The 14,729-nt window shown below is 68.5% G+C and carries 20 protein-coding genes and 1 tRNA gene; 14 read left to right on the top strand and 7 right to left on the bottom strand.

What is annotated here, in order from left to right; genetic code table 11:
• The first annotated feature begins 6 nt into the window (after positions 1-6).
• The 8 genes from DEJ30_RS11885 (at position 7) to DEJ30_RS11855 (ending at position 7,006) form a co-directional block, all read left to right on the top strand.
• Complete coding sequence (locus DEJ30_RS11885; protein ID WP_110861664.1) at positions 7-1,563, top strand: hypothetical protein; 1,557 nt, start codon at positions 7-9, stop codon at positions 1,561-1,563.
• The gene (locus DEJ30_RS11880; protein ID WP_110861662.1) at positions 1,560-2,999 is read left to right on the top strand and encodes a hypothetical protein; all 1,440 of its coding nucleotides are present in this window, start codon (positions 1,560-1,562) and stop codon (positions 2,997-2,999) included. The genes DEJ30_RS11885 and DEJ30_RS11880 overlap by 4 nt, the downstream gene beginning before the upstream one ends.
• An 11-nt stretch (positions 3,000-3,010) precedes the next feature.
• Positions 3,011-3,223 (top strand): hypothetical protein, encoded by a 213-nt coding sequence (locus tag DEJ30_RS17875; protein WP_146238575.1) that lies wholly within the window; start codon positions 3,011-3,013, stop codon positions 3,221-3,223.
• A 62-nt stretch (positions 3,224-3,285) separates the two neighbouring features.
• Positions 3,286-4,110: a hypothetical protein gene (locus tag DEJ30_RS18220; RefSeq protein WP_181420120.1), complete on the top strand. Its 825-nt coding sequence runs from the start codon at positions 3,286-3,288 to the stop codon at positions 4,108-4,110.
• On the top strand, positions 4,110-4,487 hold the full coding sequence (locus DEJ30_RS11870; RefSeq protein WP_110861660.1) for a hypothetical protein: 378 nt from the start codon (positions 4,110-4,112) through the stop codon (positions 4,485-4,487). Before DEJ30_RS18220 ends, DEJ30_RS11870 begins: the two co-directional genes overlap by 1 nt.
• Positions 4,488-4,503: 16 nt before the next feature.
• Complete coding sequence (locus tag DEJ30_RS11865; RefSeq protein WP_110861658.1) at positions 4,504-4,974, top strand: hypothetical protein; 471 nt, start codon at positions 4,504-4,506, stop codon at positions 4,972-4,974.
• Positions 4,971-5,471, top strand: a complete 501-nt coding sequence (locus tag DEJ30_RS11860) for a hypothetical protein (RefSeq protein ID WP_110861656.1) — start codon at positions 4,971-4,973, stop codon at positions 5,469-5,471. The genes DEJ30_RS11865 and DEJ30_RS11860 overlap by 4 nt, the downstream gene beginning before the upstream one ends.
• A gap of 11 nt (positions 5,472-5,482) precedes the next feature.
• Positions 5,483-7,006 (top strand): hypothetical protein, encoded by a 1,524-nt coding sequence (locus tag DEJ30_RS11855; RefSeq protein ID WP_110861654.1) that lies wholly within the window; start codon positions 5,483-5,485, stop codon positions 7,004-7,006.
• Positions 7,007-7,063: 57 nt separating this feature from the next.
• Here the strand turns inward: DEJ30_RS11855 and DEJ30_RS11850 are convergent, their stop codons facing one another.
• The 7 genes from DEJ30_RS11850 to msrB form a co-directional block, all read right to left on the bottom strand.
• Entirely contained in the window at positions 7,064-7,705 is a 642-nt protein-coding gene (locus DEJ30_RS11850) for a PASTA domain-containing protein (protein WP_110861652.1), read from the bottom strand.
• A 55-nt stretch (positions 7,706-7,760) separates the two neighbouring features.
• Positions 7,761-7,925, bottom strand: a complete 165-nt coding sequence (locus DEJ30_RS11845) for a DUF4236 domain-containing protein (protein ID WP_110861650.1) — start codon at positions 7,923-7,925, stop codon at positions 7,761-7,763.
• The gene (locus DEJ30_RS18215) at positions 7,925-8,068 is read right to left on the bottom strand and encodes a hypothetical protein (RefSeq protein WP_181420119.1); all 144 of its coding nucleotides are present in this window, start codon (positions 8,066-8,068) and stop codon (positions 7,925-7,927) included. Before DEJ30_RS18215 ends, DEJ30_RS11845 begins: the two co-directional genes overlap by 1 nt.
• Positions 8,065-8,550, bottom strand: a complete 486-nt coding sequence (locus tag DEJ30_RS11840; RefSeq protein WP_110861648.1) for an HNH endonuclease signature motif containing protein — start codon at positions 8,548-8,550, stop codon at positions 8,065-8,067. Before DEJ30_RS11840 ends, DEJ30_RS18215 begins: the two co-directional genes overlap by 4 nt.
• A gap of 104 nt (positions 8,551-8,654) precedes the next feature.
• A complete protein-coding gene (locus DEJ30_RS11835; protein ID WP_110861646.1) occupies positions 8,655-8,930 on the bottom strand; it encodes a hypothetical protein in 276 nt (91 codons plus the stop codon).
• Between the two features lie 319 nt (positions 8,931-9,249).
• A tRNA-Thr gene (locus tag DEJ30_RS11830) sits at positions 9,250-9,325 on the bottom strand.
• 37 nt (positions 9,326-9,362) lie between these two features.
• Positions 9,363-9,770, bottom strand: a complete 408-nt coding sequence (gene msrB / locus DEJ30_RS11825; protein ID WP_027466599.1) for a peptide-methionine (R)-S-oxide reductase MsrB — start codon at positions 9,768-9,770, stop codon at positions 9,363-9,365.
• Between the two features lie 65 nt (positions 9,771-9,835).
• On the opposite strand from msrB, the gene DEJ30_RS11820 reads away from it, so the two are divergent.
• The 6 genes from DEJ30_RS11820 to groL all read left to right on the top strand — a co-directional run bounded on the left by DEJ30_RS11820 (position 9,836) and on the right by groL (position 14,641).
• On the top strand, positions 9,836-10,309 hold the full coding sequence (locus DEJ30_RS11820) for a GNAT family N-acetyltransferase (RefSeq protein WP_181420118.1): 474 nt from the start codon (positions 9,836-9,838) through the stop codon (positions 10,307-10,309).
• Entirely contained in the window at positions 10,309-11,310 is a 1,002-nt protein-coding gene (locus tag DEJ30_RS11815) for a DUF2332 family protein (protein ID WP_110861642.1), read from the top strand. Before DEJ30_RS11820 ends, DEJ30_RS11815 begins: the two co-directional genes overlap by 1 nt.
• Positions 11,311-11,407: 97 nt before the next feature.
• Positions 11,408-11,764 carry a DUF3263 domain-containing protein gene (locus DEJ30_RS11810; protein WP_110861879.1) on the top strand — a complete coding sequence of 119 codons (357 nt, stop codon included), beginning with the start codon at positions 11,408-11,410 and terminating at the stop codon, positions 11,762-11,764.
• Positions 11,761-12,366 (top strand): LytR C-terminal domain-containing protein, encoded by a 606-nt coding sequence (locus DEJ30_RS11805; RefSeq protein WP_110861640.1) that lies wholly within the window; start codon positions 11,761-11,763, stop codon positions 12,364-12,366. Before DEJ30_RS11810 ends, DEJ30_RS11805 begins: the two co-directional genes overlap by 4 nt.
• Before the next feature lie 191 nt (positions 12,367-12,557).
• Positions 12,558-12,761 (top strand): cold-shock protein, encoded by a 204-nt coding sequence (locus DEJ30_RS11800; protein ID WP_017888049.1) that lies wholly within the window; start codon positions 12,558-12,560, stop codon positions 12,759-12,761.
• Positions 12,762-13,018: 257 nt separating this feature from the next.
• Positions 13,019-14,641, top strand: a complete 1,623-nt coding sequence (groL, locus tag DEJ30_RS11795; RefSeq protein ID WP_071404070.1) for a chaperonin GroEL — start codon at positions 13,019-13,021, stop codon at positions 14,639-14,641.
• The last annotated feature ends 88 nt before the right edge of the window (positions 14,642-14,729 follow it).

Raw genomic sequence — 14,729 nt, 5'->3', positions numbered from 1 at the left:
GTTCCGATGGCCGAGCGCTTCATCATCCAGCGAGCACTGACGAAGGAGGTGCTGTCCAACGATCTGCAGGGGGTGAGGCGTGGGGCGACCGGCCGGCAGCTGTCCGCTGTTGGGGCTCTGCCGCTGACGATCGACGCTGGCATCGTGACGCGTCCCGCGGCCGATGGTCGGCCCCTGTTCGGCGAGTGGGAGACGATCGTCACCCTCGACAACGACGGGCAGATCCAGTTCCGCGGCATCGTCACCGCGATGACGTGGAACGGTGAGGACGGCACCTGGTCGATCACGGTGTCGGGGATGTCGACGTACCCGTTCGGGATCCCGTACTCGGGGGCACCCTGGTACGGGGCGGAGGTCGACCCGGCGGCGATCGTGAGCCGTGTGTGGGATCACGTGCAGTCGTTCCCCGACTCCGACCTCGGCGTCACCGTGGTCGGCAAGACCAGTGTCCGCGTCGGTTCGTTCTCCACCCAGCGCCGCCTCGCCGCGGATGCCGCCTACGAGCAGGCCGTGAAGACGTACGACCAGGCGAACAAGGCGCTGCAGGGACTCCGGGGCATCGTCGCAGACACCCGCAAGGTCGCAGCTGCCCGCCGGACCGCACGCGCTGCAGCGTCCCGCGCGGTCACCGCAGCGAAGAAGTCCGTCACCGCCGCCAAGTCCGCTCTCACCGCGGCGCAGAAGACGAAGGACCCGGCGAAGATCGCCGCGGCGAAGGCGGTGCTCGCTCAGGCCAACACCGTGCTCACGAGCAAGACAGATGCGTTGCGACAGGCCACCGACAGCCTCAACAGCGCGAACAGCTTCGTGAAGTCGCAGAACGCGGACGTCACGACGCAGTCGAAGGTCGTGGCCACCGCCAAGGCCGCCAAGGACAAGGCGTCCGACGCCAAGAGTGCCGCACAGCAGGTCGAGTCCGATGACGGCGGGGCGTACGCGCTCGAGCCGTGGGAGGCGCAGGACTGCGGCCAGCTGATCAACGACCTGGCGAAGTCCACCCCGTTCGACTGGGCCGAAGAGCACTACTGGGCGGACGACCTCCCACAGACCCGCATCCGCATCGCGTACCCGCGCATCGGCCGGCGGCTCAGCGGACCGTCCGACCCGTCGTTCGTGCAGGGTGTCAACATCTCGGTCGCCCTCAAGCCGGCCACCAGCGGCACCGACATGGCGACCGAAGCGTACGGCATCGGTGCCGGCGACGGTGCCGGCGCACTGCGCCGCTCGATCCGGATCCGGAACGGCAAGCTCCGCCGCGTCGCGACGTTCCAGGCGAAGGACGTGAAGACGAAGCAGGCGCTCGACGTGAAGCTCCGGGCCGAGCTCGCCGCCCGTCAGGACAACCTCTCCGTCGACAGCATCACGGTGCTGAACCACCCGAACTCGAAGCGCGGCACGTACGACGTCGGGGACGACATCTTCGTCCAGGGTGACGTACCGCACTACGGCCGGTTCGAGCTGTGGCACCGCATCGTCGCCCTCAGCGAGACCACCGACAACACGACCGAGCTCTCGCTTGAGCGCACGGACTCGTTCCTCTACGGGCAAGGAGTCGACGCATGAAGTCGAGCAGCAAGATCGCATCGCAGCTGTTCCAGCAGGAGCAGCAGATCAGCCAGCTCGGCCGCACCGCGCAAACTGCCTATTCGACCGTCGGTGGCGAGAAGGCGATCCCCGTCGCATCCGTCGTCGAGGAGTCCGCCGTCACGAACGACGCCCTCCCCGCCGTGCAGGACGACGCAGCCGCGGGAAACGACGGTGTCGCCGACCTGCAGGACACGATCTCGACGAACGACGACGACCTCGACGCGCAGCTCGAGGACGCACTAGCTGAGCTGGACGACGCACGTGCCGATGTCGCGGCGGCCGTGCAGGAGGTGTCGGACGCGTTCGGGCAAGGGCTGACGGACCTCTCCACGAAGGTCGACCAGATCGTCGTCGGCGCTGGTGGTGGGGTGCTCCTCCTGTTCTCCACGGTGCCGCCCACGTCGGACGACAAGGCCCCGCCGGGGTCAACCTGGTGGATGCTCAACGCGGAGGAGAACATCGCGGGGCAGTGGCAGCAGACCGGCACCAAGGACGTGCCCGTGTGGACGCCCCGGCTCATCGCTTCGGAGACCTTCGCGAACCTCGACGTCGGCAAGCTCTCCGCCGGGCAAGCGGCGATCGCGGAGCTGGTTGCGTTGAAGATCGCGGCGTCGACGGCGAACATCCAGACGGTGAACGTGGGGAACCTGTTCGTCACCGAGGGTGCGACGATGCAGCAGGCCGTCATCGAGTACCTCTTCGCGAACGTGGTCCAGGCCAAGATGGTCACCGCCGGCATCGTGCGGACGTCGAACTCGGACACTCGTGTCGAGATCCAGAACGAGACCGTCAACGGCCAGGAGCGGGGCACCCTCCGCTTCTTCAACCCGGGCACTCCGGGTGGGAGTGCTGTGGTGCAGCCCGTGGTCGGCGGCATCGAGGTCGGCAATCCTGGTGACGGCGACTACGGCATGATCGCGGGCCTGCTGCCCGACACCACCATCGGCGGCCTCATCCCGCGCCCTGATGGCCAGGCGGCGACCATGCCCCGCAGTGCGACTGCGTACACGCGCATCCTGCGTGTCGGGCAGGAGATGGCAGCACCTCGGATCTACGACCCGAGGACCGGGTACATCCTCATGGACGACACCGGGTGGGTGCCGCTCGCCGTCGCATCTGCATACACCGGAACCCGTGGGGCATCGGTGAGCAGGGTCGGGCAGTTCGTGACGTTCGTGGGGCAGATCACGTGCAAGAACGGCACGATGACCGATTCCGACACGAACCTCTTCACCCTGGAACCGCAGTTCCGGCCATCTCGCGACCTCATCATCAACGCGGGCGGCCCGGCGGGACTCGTGCCGCGGCTCAGCATCGGGGCGAACGGCGTCGTGGGGATCTTCGGGCTGCCGACCGGGTACAGCGCGAACTACATCATCCTCGACAGCATCAGCCCGTACCGCGTCAACTGATCGGAGCCCCCATGCGAGCATTCGCCCCCGATGTCCTGCAGTTGCGCCTCGGCGACGATGGCCAGCTTGTGCCCGACGGGTGGGACCCGCCCGACATCACGATCACGATCGCGCCCACTGCACGATGCCGTGCGTGCTCGGGCCTGGTCGACAACGTCCGCGAGTACAAGGCGGAGCACGTCGCCTGGCATCAACGCCTCGAGCCCGTCGCCGACATCGAGTAGCGATCCCTGCACCATCCGCTCAGCCGTCCCGTCCGGGGCGGCTTTCTTCATGAGGAGGCCACATGGTCGCCAAGTACAGCGTCCGGAAGTCGTCGTACGGCGACCTCCGCGGCGTGGAACAGTTCGTCTCGACGGCTCGCATCGCACTGCAGGTGCTGTCCGTCATGGTCGACTTCAACGCCTGGCAGAAGTCGCGCGGCGCTGTCGGTGCCCTGTCGGTGAACGAGGGCATGCGCTCCCGCCCGCGGCAGTCCTACCTGTGGGCCAACCGCTTCTCCCTCGGCGTCACTGTCGCGCCACCGTTCACGTCACGGCACGACGAAGTACGACACGGCAACGCACTCGACTTCGGCATCACGATGCCCGACGGGTCGAACCGGGCCCTGACGGACACCGAGTTCGCGAAGCTCCACGAGGTCGTCGAAGCGCGCGGCGGCACGTGGACCGGCGTCAACTTCGGTGAGCCGTGGCACCACGAGATGGCGACCCGCACCGAGCGCCTCGCCCCGTACCCGGACGCCGTCACCCGGGCCGCCGCCACCGCAGCGGACCTCACCCCCAAGCCCCAGCAGCAGGCACCCACCGAACCCCTCAGGAGGATCCTCATGTCAGCAGCCGACACCCTCACCTACTTCCAGCGGAAGGACGACAAGACCGGCAAGCCGCAGGACACGTACTTCGTCGCCGGCCCCGGCCTCTTCGTCGACATCGTCCGCGACGGCAAGAAGACCTGGCTCGTCGACCGCGCCGGCATCGACGCCCGCACCATCCGCACCGTCCTCAACCGGGAAGGCGTCAAGGCCGTCGTACTCGACGCCCGCGACTTCGACGAACGCCGAGCGGTCTACGCATCGCTCGCCGAGGCGGCACAGGGGAAGGCAGTCTGATGGGCGACCACGAGATCGCCAAGCCGCAGCAGTTCGACGTCGACGCCATCTGGTACAGGCTGCAGCGCGTCCTCCGGACCGCGTTCACGACGATCCTGACGGTCCTCCCGATCGTCCCGCAGATCGTGCAGATCGTGCAGGGCCAGTGGCCGGCCGCGACCGGGCTGACCGCTGTCGCCGTGCAGGCCGTCGCGATCAACGCGGCACTCACCGCGATCATCGCGATCCCGACGGTGAACCGGTGGCTGACCGTCATCGGCCTCGGCTCGGTCCCGCGCGCCGTCGCGAAGGACAGCGCGGCCGCGAAGTCGCAGGAGCTGCAGCCCGCACGGTTCGAACCGAGCGGCACCGACTACCGCACCGAGCAGGGCGACTGAGCCGAGGAGGCCCCGGATGCACCCCATCCGTCTGATCAAGCGGCTCGCTGCCGCGTCCATCTGGGGCCCGAACGGGGTCGACCCGAGCGACGACCGCGTGCGGTGGCTGCTCCGGGTCGGCCTCCCCGCGTTCGACGTCTTCGCGATCGCGTTCGGCATCTTCGGGTACCTGGGCGGCATCCCGGCGCTGCGCGACTCGTTCGGTGAGGGGTACGCCCAGTCGTTCGGCCTCATGCTGTCGGCGACGGCGCTCGTCTGCCTCTGCGGCATCGCGTTCCCCGCGCTGCTGTGGCGGATCGAGTTCTGGGGCAAGTGCTTCCTGCTCGGGCTGCTGCTGCTGTACTCGGGATCCGTGTTCCTTGCCGGGGCGGTCGGTGGCGACATCGGCCGCTCCGGCGTCGGCTGGGCCATCCTCGCGATGGCCGTCGTCCCGTCGTGGCGAGTCAGCGACATCGCCCGCGACCGGGAGGTACACCAGTGGAAGTGATCGCCGCCGCGGCCACCGCCGCGCCCTCGCCGCTCGAGCCGTTCCTGCCGTACATCGCCCCGGTCGTCGTGGCGCTGATCGCCGGCTGCATTGCCATCTGGACGTCCCGCCGGTCGACCCGGGTCGAGGAAGCCAAGGTGCGCGAGCAGTCGAAGACCTCGCAGTTCGACCAGGCCATCGAGCTGGATCGGTACACGCAGGAGCGCATCGACGCGGCAGTCGCGAAGGCAATCGAACCGTGGGTAGCGCGCGTCGAGCGTCTCGAGCGCGGCTACGCGCAGCTGGCTACCACCCTGCGCAGTGTCCGTCAGGCGTTCCGCGAGTACATCCGAGCGGTCCGGGCGCAGTGGGGCCGCGCGGTCGAGCCACCGGAGGTTGACGCCCACATCCGCGAGCTGCTCGCGGAAGACGACCTCGACGGAACGTTCGACGAGCGCAGCATCTCCCAGATGCGCGCCGACTACCACCAGCCGGACGCTGACCCGGCCCACGACTGAAAGGGCTCATCATGGGCACGAACCTCCTCCCGTCCGTCGACTCGGACACCCTGCAGCTACCGGACGCCGTCCGGGCGCGCATCGCATCGAACCTCGCCGACCCGGGCACCCCGGAAGGGGCTGCGGTCGTTGAAGTCGCAGAAGCAGCTGGCGGAGGCCAGGTCACCGCTGCGACCGGTGACGCCTTCCTCGGCGCGGCCGTCGCGCTGGCAGAAGGCAACCAGTCGTTCGCCATCCAGGCGACCGGCGACAGCACCACCGTGCCGGATACCGCGTGGTTCCGGCTACTCGCCAACGCCGTCGCCGCACGCTTCCCGGCGCTCGTGCACCACTACCGGAAGTGGAACGAGTCCACCCTGGACTTCGACCAGCCCGTGGTCCTCAACGCACCCAGCGACGCCACACGACGTGCGCTCGTGATGGCCGCGGGGACAGCGTCGCAGCGGTCCGGCCCGCAGTCGCCCGGCCCGAACGTGACCGGTGACCTCGACGCGCGAGTCAACCTGCGCATGCCGAGCTACGTCCCCGGCGAGACGCAGGCCATCATCGGGAAGTGGACCAACGACGCATCCCGGTCTTGGCTGCTCCTGATCAACTCCACCGGAACACTGCGGTACAGCGCCTACAACGCCGACGGCAGCACACTGGTCGACAAGATTTCCACTGCCCCCGTCGCCCTCGCTGACAACACCGACGGATGGATCCGCGTGGTGCACGACGTCGACAACGGTGCCAGCGGTAATGACGTGAAGTTCTACACGTCCACCGATGGTGTGACCTGGACCCAGGTCGGCACGACACAGACCGCGACCGGCGTCGTCGCCCTGAACCCGTCGACCTCGCGCTACATCGTCGGCCACCGCGGAAGCAACTCACTGACGGCCGGCACCAAGATCTACGCCATTCAGGTCCGTGACGGCATCAACGGCCCGAACATCGTGCCGATCATGCCCGAGCACTGGGCACGCTCGATCGGCCAGTACGAACCGACCCTCGAGGGCACCCCGGTCGTGACCTGGCTCATGGCGGGACGCTCCGGCGGTGGCCTCGGCTACGACTACCAGACCCCGTTCGACACCCCTGCGGGCACCACTGCGAGCTACCTGACGCAGTACATGCGGCACATGTCACCGAACTACGGGCAGCTCGTCACGTTCTTCAGCAGCAGCCACAACGACTACCAGGCCCGGAACGCACTCTGGGCGACGCGGCTGTCCGCCTGGGTGACAGGGGTGACCGCCGACAAGCTGACGAGCGCCCGCATCGTCCTCACCCAGAATCCCCGCACAGTCGCCGACCCTGGCACCGACGGGCACCGGGCCCGCCGCGCCCTGACCCTCGCCTGGGCGCGGCAGTTCCCCGGCGTCGACGTCATCGACACCTACCAGGCGTTCCTCAACGACGGACGCGCGCTCAGCGACCTCGTCAACCCGGCCGACGGCGTCCACCCCACCGGCCCCGGGTACCAGGTGTGGGCAGCAGCAGTGCAGGGCGAGCTCGACGCCGCACTGGCGCTTGTGACTGCGAAGCCGTAACGAACGAGAGCCCCGCAGACCTTCATGGTCTGCGGGGCTCTTTCGTCGTTCCCCAGGTCAGTAGACGTTGAACTCGGTGACTACGGGTGCGTCGTTGGAGCCGCTTACGGTGCATTCGGCGGTGCCGGATGCTGTGGCGTCGTACGCGTTGGTGACGTCGGCCTCGAACTTCACGAAGTAGTGGTCGCCTTGGTTTTCGCTGGCGAGGACGCCGAGGAAGACGTGTCCCTTCCAGCCGTACGGGAACTGTTGCTCGCCGTACCGGTCGCAGGCTGTGAGGGCGTGCGCGGAGTCCAGCCCGGCGGTGGTCACGGCGGGGTCTGCGGTGGGTGAAGCGGTCGCAGCGGGCGAGGTGGTCGCGGCCTTCTTCTTCTTGACGGTGAGGGTGATCTTCTTCCCCTCCTTCACCTTCTTGCCGGCCTTGACGCTCTGCTTCGAGACCTTCCAGTTCGACTCGAGGAACACGGGCCCGTCGGCCTTCGGCTTCGCCTTGAGCTTCACCTTGAATCCGAGATTCTCGAGCTTGTCACGAGCGTCGTCAGCGGACGTCCCGACGACCTTCGGCATCTTCACCTTGTCGGCAGCGTGCGCGGCGGTCGCAGTGCCGAAGACGAGGACGCATCCGACGAGGAGCGCCATCAGCGCTCGCAGGATGTCGCGGGCGCGGTTCGGCTGCTGTGTGTACGTCAAGGTCCCCATGCGGCCATCATGCCGGACTGCTGCCGCCGTGCCGACACCCCTGTTCGCGTGGGGGCTAGAACAGCCGGAAGCTGAACCCCTTCCCGAGACGGATCGTCACGTGTCCCTTCGACGAGATCGAGACCGGCCCGCGCCGGGCGCTCGCGGACACCCCGCGCTGCGTCACGTTCACGCGGACCCCGCGGCCGACGCGCTTGCTGCGGCGAAACAGGAGCCCCATCAGCGCTTCGCTCCGCGCTCGAGCACGCCGAGTAGCTCGTCGCACAGCCAGGTTGCCGTCGACAGACCCTTGCGGACGGTCACGAGGATCCGGGTCGCCTGGTCTGCGCGCCTCGGGCGGGCCAGGTCAGTTGCTTCGCTCATCGGGTTCCTCCGTCGATCGGTCCATCATCGTGCGTGAACAGCTGCGCGCGAAGAGCCGCGGCAGCCTTGACCGCGTCCGCCTGGTCGACGAAGACGCCACCGTGCACGACACGCCCGTTGTGGCCCACCTGAACTCGCCACTTCTCACGGCACCGGTACACGTTCCGCATGCCAGTCGACGAGTCCATGTTGGCCCCGCGGAGGTGCTCCATGTTCTGCTTGTTCGTCACGGCCCGAAGGTGCTCCGGGTTCACGCATGCACGATTGAAGCACCGATGGTCGATGAACATGCCCGCTGGTATCGGCCCGACCAGGAGCTCGTAAGCGATCCTGTGCGCGAGGTAGTGACGCCGTCCGACCGTGTACTGACCGTAGCCGGCGGGCATCAGGTAGCCAGTCCACCGCCAGCAGTTGCCTTCCGGACTCACGTCGATGCGCTCGGCGAACTTGTCGGGCAGAGTCGGGGTATTGGTAGGCTGCATCGCAGCTGCTCCTTGCTAGTACCAAGTGAGTGGTTAGGCCCCGGCTTGAGTGTTGACGCACTCGCCGGGGCTGTTTCGATCGTAGCGCTATCGGAGTCTGCTGCCTAGCGCCCGCGCCTCAATCGTCTGCGAGTCACCCGGTCGCGTGGCAGCCACAGTCTGTGAGCGTTGCCCATGTGGACGAGCTGCACGTAGACGCGATCGTCGGTGGCGGCGTCGACGAAGCCCGGGAGCCGCTGGCGGCCGGTGCGGGAGAACACGACGTCGACCCAGACGGGGGCGTGGTCGACCGAATCGGACCACTCGACGCCATCGATGCCCTGCGGCTGGTCCTCCGGCGGGTCCGGGTGCTCGGGTGGAGACCACTGGTACTGCGGCATGGGGAGCAGTGTGCCCCGGGCCAGTGACAAGCGCTGAGCTTCACTTCGCCGAAGTGAAGCTCAGCGCTTCACGGCCCATGCGTCAGGAGGGAGAGTCCGAAGGGAGCTGCCGGCGCTCCCTGGGCCGGTCGGCACCGCACCTCGCGCAAACCTCGTCGCCAGTCTTCGCACCCAAGTAGCGTTCGATCGTCCAGTGGTGGTCGCAAGTCGTTTCGTCGGTCATGTGCAGAAAGTACGCCAGGTGCCACGACCTGCCCACCCCAGATTGGGGGTCGTGACACTATGGGCTACACATTCGGCTACACGCCGATGGCAGTTCTGGGGCCGGCAGCGGGACTTGAACCCGCAACCCCCGTATTACAAGTACGGTGCGCTACCAATTGCGCCATGCCGGCTGACGCCGCTCATCCTACCGGTGAGGGCGTCCGGGGCTCACTCGCCCGACTTCTCCGAGAAGTTCAGCGAGATCGAGTTCATGCAGTACCGGTCACCCGTGGGGGTGCCGAAGCCGTCCGGGAACACGTGGCCCAGGTGCGAACCGCAGTTCGCGCAACGGACCTCGGTGCGGGCCATGCCGAGGGAGTTGTCCTCGATGAGCTGCACGGCGTCCGGGTTCACCGACTCGTAGAACGACGGCCAGCCGCAGCCGGAGTCGAACTTCGTGCCGCTCTTGAACAGCTCCGCGTTGCAGGCCGCACAGGTGTAGACGCCCGCGCGCTCCTCGTCGAGGAGTTCACCGGTCCACGGTCGTTCGGTCCCCGCCTGGCGGAGGACGGCGTACTGGTCCGGGGAGAGCTCCTCGCGCCACTGGGCGTCGGACTTGTCGACGTTGTATGCCATTGGTTCCTCCTGCTTCCGGCCGGGCTCTTCCGGGCACTCCCGACCACTTCACTAAACTCGCCACGATGTCCGAGCATTCCGTGCACCACGCCCGCTGGACCCGTCTGACGACGGACGAACTGTACGGCATCGTCGTCCTGCGCAACCGCGTGTTCGCGCTCGAGCAGCGGGTCACCGCCGAGGACTTCGACGGCCGTGACCGCGAGCTCGACACGGAGCACTGGTGGTTCGGCACGGACACCGCTGCGGTTGGGTACCTGCGGCTCATCCGCCCGGCGGCGGACGAGGTCCACCCCGACGGTGCAGCGCCGCCGGCGTGGGTGATCGGACGGGTCGCGACCGACCCTGAGCACCGTGGGCAGAGGATCGCCGGCCGGCTCGTCGCCGCTGTGCTCGACGAACACGGGCACGACCCGTTCGTCCTGCACGCCCAGGAGTACGTCGCCGCCCTGTACGAGCGGCACGGCTTCGTGCGGTTCGGGGAGCCGTACGACGAGGCCGGCATCCGTCACGTCGGCATGCACCGGCCCGGGCGCTGATGGACACCCGCGCCCGGTACGACGCGTACGCGGACCGCATCCAGGCCGTCTCGCCGTCGTACGCCGCCTGGGCACGGTCGCTCGACGACTCCCTCGTCGCGCTCCTCGCCGAGGTCCCCGAGCAGCAGCGGCAGCCCGAACTGTTCTTCGCGGTCGCGCGGCGGTTGGGTGCGGACCCGTCGGACCCGGGTGCGCTGCGCGCGCTCGGCCTGGAGGCCCGCCCCGCGCTGGTCGCGGCCCTCGCCTCCGCCACGGTGCAGGCCAACGACCCGCAACGGCTCGCACCGGTCGTCCCGCTCTTCGCGGCGCTCGCCGAACGGTCCGCGCGTCCGCTCGGTCTGGTCGACGCCGGGGCCGCCGCCGGGCTGTGCTCGATCCCGGACCGGGTGACCCTGGACTACCGGGTCGGTTCCGGGGCCGCGGTCCTCCGGATGCACACGGCGGTCGCCGATCCCGCGCTCCGGCTGGTCGCGGACGCCTCCGGGGCCGTCCCCGCGCCGGCCCGTGTCCCGATGACGGTCGGCGCACGAGTCACGCTCGACCCGAACCCGATCGACCTGTCGCTCCCCGGTGCCTTCGACCGTCTGGTCGAGGCCGTCCCGCCAGAGGCGTCGGACCGGACCGCCCTGATGCGTCAGGCTGCGCGCGCGACGCTCGCCGTGCCTCCAGACCGACTCGTCGGCGCCGTGCCAGGTGACCTCGACCGTGCACTGGACGCTCTGCCGGACGACGTCGAACCGGTCGTCCTGACCACCGGGACCCTGGTCTACGTGCCGGGCGCGGACCGGCAGCGGTTCGTGGACCGGATCCGCGAGCGGAGCGTGCACTGGATCGCCCTCGAACGCACCGGGATCCTGCGCCAGGTGGCGGCGACGCTGCCCGACGACGTCGACGTGGCGGACCCGGACTCGTTCGCGACGGTCTCGCTCGACGGGGTCGCGGTCGCCGTCTCCGACCCGTTCGGCACGCGTGTGCGGTGGTTCCGCACGCCGAACCTGTGACCGGTGTTCGCGACAGTCCAGCGCCGTGCCAGGGTCCGGATCGACTCCACCCCTACGATGTGCGAGACCCGTTACCCGATACGTGATCGGAACCGCCGTGACCAGCCCCACCGACGAACGCCGTGTCGACGAGCGCAGCGTTGATCAGCTCGATGCTGACCAGCTCGGTGCTGACCAGCTCAGTGAGCTCGCGAAGCACGTGCTGTCGTTCGAGCAGGACAGGGCACGGCACGACCGCACGAAGGAAGCGGAGATCCGGGTGGAGTTCGAGATGTCGGCGGCGCGCTACTACCAGGTGCTGAACCGCGTGATCGACTCACCCGCGGCACTCGCGTACGACCCGCAGCTCGTCACCCGGCTGCAGCGGCTCCGTCACGCGCGCACCAGCGCCAGGGCGACGCGCAGCTTCGTCGCGCCCGGTGCAGCTCCCGAAGGACGTGAAGAGGAACGATGAGCACGAGATTCCCCCGAGACCGGTTCGACGACGTCGCCGACGGCCCGCGGGTCGGTGCACACCGCGGAGCACAGCGTCGCGGCCGTGGATGGATCGCCTTCGCCTGGGCGGCGCTCGCCACCGGTGTGCTCGTCGGCATCGGGGTGCTCGTCCTCGCACTGCTGAACGGCAGCTACTCGTTCAACGGTTCCGACTCTCCCTCGGCGTCCACGTCGGCGTCGGCGACCGCGAAGCCCTCGGCGACGTCGAAGCCGTCCGCGTCCTCCTCCGCCGGTTCCGGATCGGCTGGTGCGGGCAGCGCTGCGGCCGCGACGCCGGCACAGCAGGGCACCACCACCGTCGTCGTCCTGAACGGCACGACCACCACGGGCCTCGCCAGCCGGGCGAGTGCGGCGCTGACCGGCGCCGGCTGGCAGGTCGCCTCCACCGGCGACGCCGGCACGACGGGGTCGACGTCGACGATCGTCTACTACCAGCAGGCGTCGCAGGCGGCGGTCGCGCAGGGCATCGCGAAGCAGCTCGGCGTCACGGCGGTGCAGCAGTCGGCGGCGTTCCCGAACGCCGACGTGAGCGTCGTGCTCGGCGCCGACTACACCGGCTGATCGGCCGCGGTGCCACGTCGCGCCGCGTTTTCCGCGCATTGTGTGACGGCTGTGTTTCGGGCACGTTGATTTCTGACGGAATCGACGTGAAACAACGTCACACCTCTTGCCTGATCGGGCGCGTTCGGTCAGAGTCCCATGCAGACGACGATCACGTCGTTCCGCACTGCAGTACCAGGGAGCAAGAGATCATGGCCAACGGAACCGTGAAGTGGTTCAACGCTGAAAAGGGCTTCGGCTTCATCACCGTGGATGGAGGGGGCCAGGACGTGTTCGTGCACTACTCGGCCATCGACATGTCGGGTTACAAGGTCCTCGAGGAGGGCCAGGCCGTCGTGTTCGACGTCGGCACCGGGTCGAAGGGCCCGCAGGCAGAGTCCGTCCGCCCCGCCTGAGCACGACCACTTCCAGAACGCGCCGTCCCGTCAGGGGCGGCGCGTTCGTCGTGTGCGGCGACGGTGACGGGTGCGGGGAGCGCGACCGCGGCGGTGGTGCGGGGTCCGCCGGACGCGACGTGTCCTGGGAAGTCGTCACGAGCCTCCCGACTGTGTTGCACTCACACCCGGCGAGTGCCAGAATCGGCGTTGGCACTCGCTCACGCTGAGTGCCAGCACGACCCCCAAGACGACGTCCGGGAGGGACGAAAAACCACATGGCTAAGATCATTGCTTTCGACGAGGAGGCCCGCCGTGGCCTCGAGCGCGGCCTGAACCAGCTGGCCGACGCCGTGAAGGTGACGCTCGGCCCGCGCGGCCGCAACGTCGTCCTCGAGAAGAAGTGGGGTGCCCCCACGATCACGAACGACGGTGTCTCCATCGCCAAGGAGATCGAGCTCGACGACCCGTACGAGAAGATCGGCGCGGAGCTCGTCAAGGAGGTCGCCAAGAAGACCGACGACGTCGCCGGTGACGGGACGACCACCGCGACCGTCCTCGCCCAGGCGCTCGTCCGCGAAGGCCTCCGCAACGTCGCCGCCGGTGCCGACCCCGTGTCGCTCAAGCGCGGCATCGAGAAGGCCGTCGCCGCCGTCTCCGACCAGCTCCTCGCCAACGCGAAGGACATCGAGACCAAGGACCAGATCGCCGCGACCGCGTCGATCTCGGCAGCTGACCCGACCATCGGCGCGCTCATCGCCGAGGCCATCGACAAGGTCGGCAAGGAAGGCGTCGTCACCGTCGAGGAGTCGAACACCTTCGGCACCGAGCTCGAGCTCACCGAGGGCATGCGCTTCGACAAGGGCTACCTGTCGCAGTACTTCGTCACCGACCCCGAGCGTCAGGAAGCCGTCTTCGAGGACGCCTACATCCTGATCGTCAACTCGAAGATCTCGAACATCAAGGACCTCCTGCCGGTCGTCGACAAGGTGATCCAGGCGGGCAAGCAGCTCCTGATCATCGCCGAGGACGTCGACGGCGAGGCCCTGGCCACGCTCGTCGTGAACAAGATCCGCGGCATCTTCAAGTCCGTCGCCGTCAAGGCCCCGGGCTTCGGCGACCGCCGCAAGGCCATGCTGCAGGACATCGCGATCCTGACCGGCGGCCAGGTCATCTCGGAAGAGGTCGGCCTCAAGCTCGAGAACGCGACGCTCGACCTGCTCGGTCGTGCCCGCAAGGTCGTCATCACCAAGGACGAGACCACGATCGTCGAGGGTGCCGGCGACGCCGAGCAGATCGCCGGCCGTGTCCGACAGATCCGTGCCGAGATCGAGGCGACCGACTCCGACTACGACCGCGAGAAGCTCCAGGAGCGCCTCGCGAAGCTCGCCGGTGGCGTCGCCGTCATCAAGGCGGGTGCCGCGACCGAGGTCGAGCTCAAGGAGCGCAAGCACCGCATCGAGGACGCCGTCCGCAACGCGAAGGCTGCCGTCGAAGAGGGCATCGTCGCCGGTGGTGGCGTCGCCCTCATCCAGGCCGGTGCCGTCGCACTCGAGGCCCTCGAGCTCGAGGGTGACGAGGCGACGGGTGCGAACATCGTCCGCGTGGCCATCGACGCGCCGCTCAAGCAGATCGCGCTGAACGCCGGTCTCGAGCCGGGTGTCGTCGCCGCCAAGGTCCGCGAGCTCGAGTCGGGTTGGGGCCTCAACGCCGCGACCGGCGAGTACGTCGACCTGATCGCCGCCGGCATCATCGACCCCGCCAAGGTCACGCGCTCGGCGCTGCAGAACGCTGCGTCGATCGCCGGTCTGTTCCTGACCACCGAGGCCGTCGTCGCCGAGAAGCCCGAGCGCACCCCTGCTGCTCCGGCTGGCGACCCGACGGGTGGCATGGACTTCTAAGTCCGTCTGACGGAAGGGCCCCGCACGCTGCGCGTGTGGGGCCCTTCCGCGTGTGCGGGGGTGGCGGGGCTGTCTCTTATACACATCT

The sequence above is a fragment of the Curtobacterium sp. MCPF17_003 genome, from assembly GCF_003224385.1.
Taxonomy (GTDB): Bacteria; Actinomycetota; Actinomycetes; order Actinomycetales; family Microbacteriaceae; genus Curtobacterium; species Curtobacterium flaccumfaciens.
The sequence above is the reverse complement of the archived record's forward strand: the minus strand, read 5'-3'. Positions and strand labels throughout refer to the sequence as shown.

Coding starts and splice junctions, on each gene's coding strand:
- DEJ30_RS11840 (WP_110861648.1), bottom strand. CDS start 8,550: ATGCAGCCTACCAATACCCCGACTCTGCCCGACAAGTTCGCCGAGCGC.
- DEJ30_RS11855 (WP_110861654.1), top strand. CDS start 5,483: ATGGGCACGAACCTCCTCCCGTCCGTCGACTCGGACACCCTGCAGCTA.
- DEJ30_RS11865 (WP_110861658.1), top strand. CDS start 4,504: ATGCACCCCATCCGTCTGATCAAGCGGCTCGCTGCCGCGTCCATCTGG.
- DEJ30_RS11815 (WP_110861642.1), top strand. CDS start 10,309: ATGGACACCCGCGCCCGGTACGACGCGTACGCGGACCGCATCCAGGCC.
- DEJ30_RS11835 (WP_110861646.1), bottom strand. CDS start 8,930: ATGCCGCAGTACCAGTGGTCTCCACCCGAGCACCCGGACCCGCCGGAG.
- DEJ30_RS17875 (WP_146238575.1), top strand. CDS start 3,011: ATGCGAGCATTCGCCCCCGATGTCCTGCAGTTGCGCCTCGGCGACGAT.
- DEJ30_RS11805 (WP_110861640.1), top strand. CDS start 11,761: ATGAGCACGAGATTCCCCCGAGACCGGTTCGACGACGTCGCCGACGGC.
- DEJ30_RS18215 (WP_181420119.1), bottom strand. CDS start 8,068: ATGAGCGAAGCAACTGACCTGGCCCGCCCGAGGCGCGCAGACCAGGCG.
- groL (WP_071404070.1), top strand. CDS start 13,019: ATGGCTAAGATCATTGCTTTCGACGAGGAGGCCCGCCGTGGCCTCGAG.
- msrB (WP_027466599.1), bottom strand. CDS start 9,770: ATGGCATACAACGTCGACAAGTCCGACGCCCAGTGGCGCGAGGAGCTC.
- DEJ30_RS11885 (WP_110861664.1), top strand. CDS start 7: ATGGCCGAGCGCTTCATCATCCAGCGAGCACTGACGAAGGAGGTGCTG.
- DEJ30_RS11820 (WP_181420118.1), top strand. CDS start 9,836: ATGTCCGAGCATTCCGTGCACCACGCCCGCTGGACCCGTCTGACGACG.
- DEJ30_RS11800 (WP_017888049.1), top strand. CDS start 12,558: ATGGCCAACGGAACCGTGAAGTGGTTCAACGCTGAAAAGGGCTTCGGC.
- DEJ30_RS11870 (WP_110861660.1), top strand. CDS start 4,110: ATGGGCGACCACGAGATCGCCAAGCCGCAGCAGTTCGACGTCGACGCC.
- DEJ30_RS11880 (WP_110861662.1), top strand. CDS start 1,560: ATGAAGTCGAGCAGCAAGATCGCATCGCAGCTGTTCCAGCAGGAGCAG.
- DEJ30_RS18220 (WP_181420120.1), top strand. CDS start 3,286: ATGGTCGCCAAGTACAGCGTCCGGAAGTCGTCGTACGGCGACCTCCGC.
- DEJ30_RS11850 (WP_110861652.1), bottom strand. CDS start 7,705: ATGGGGACCTTGACGTACACACAGCAGCCGAACCGCGCCCGCGACATC.
- DEJ30_RS11845 (WP_110861650.1), bottom strand. CDS start 7,925: ATGGGGCTCCTGTTTCGCCGCAGCAAGCGCGTCGGCCGCGGGGTCCGC.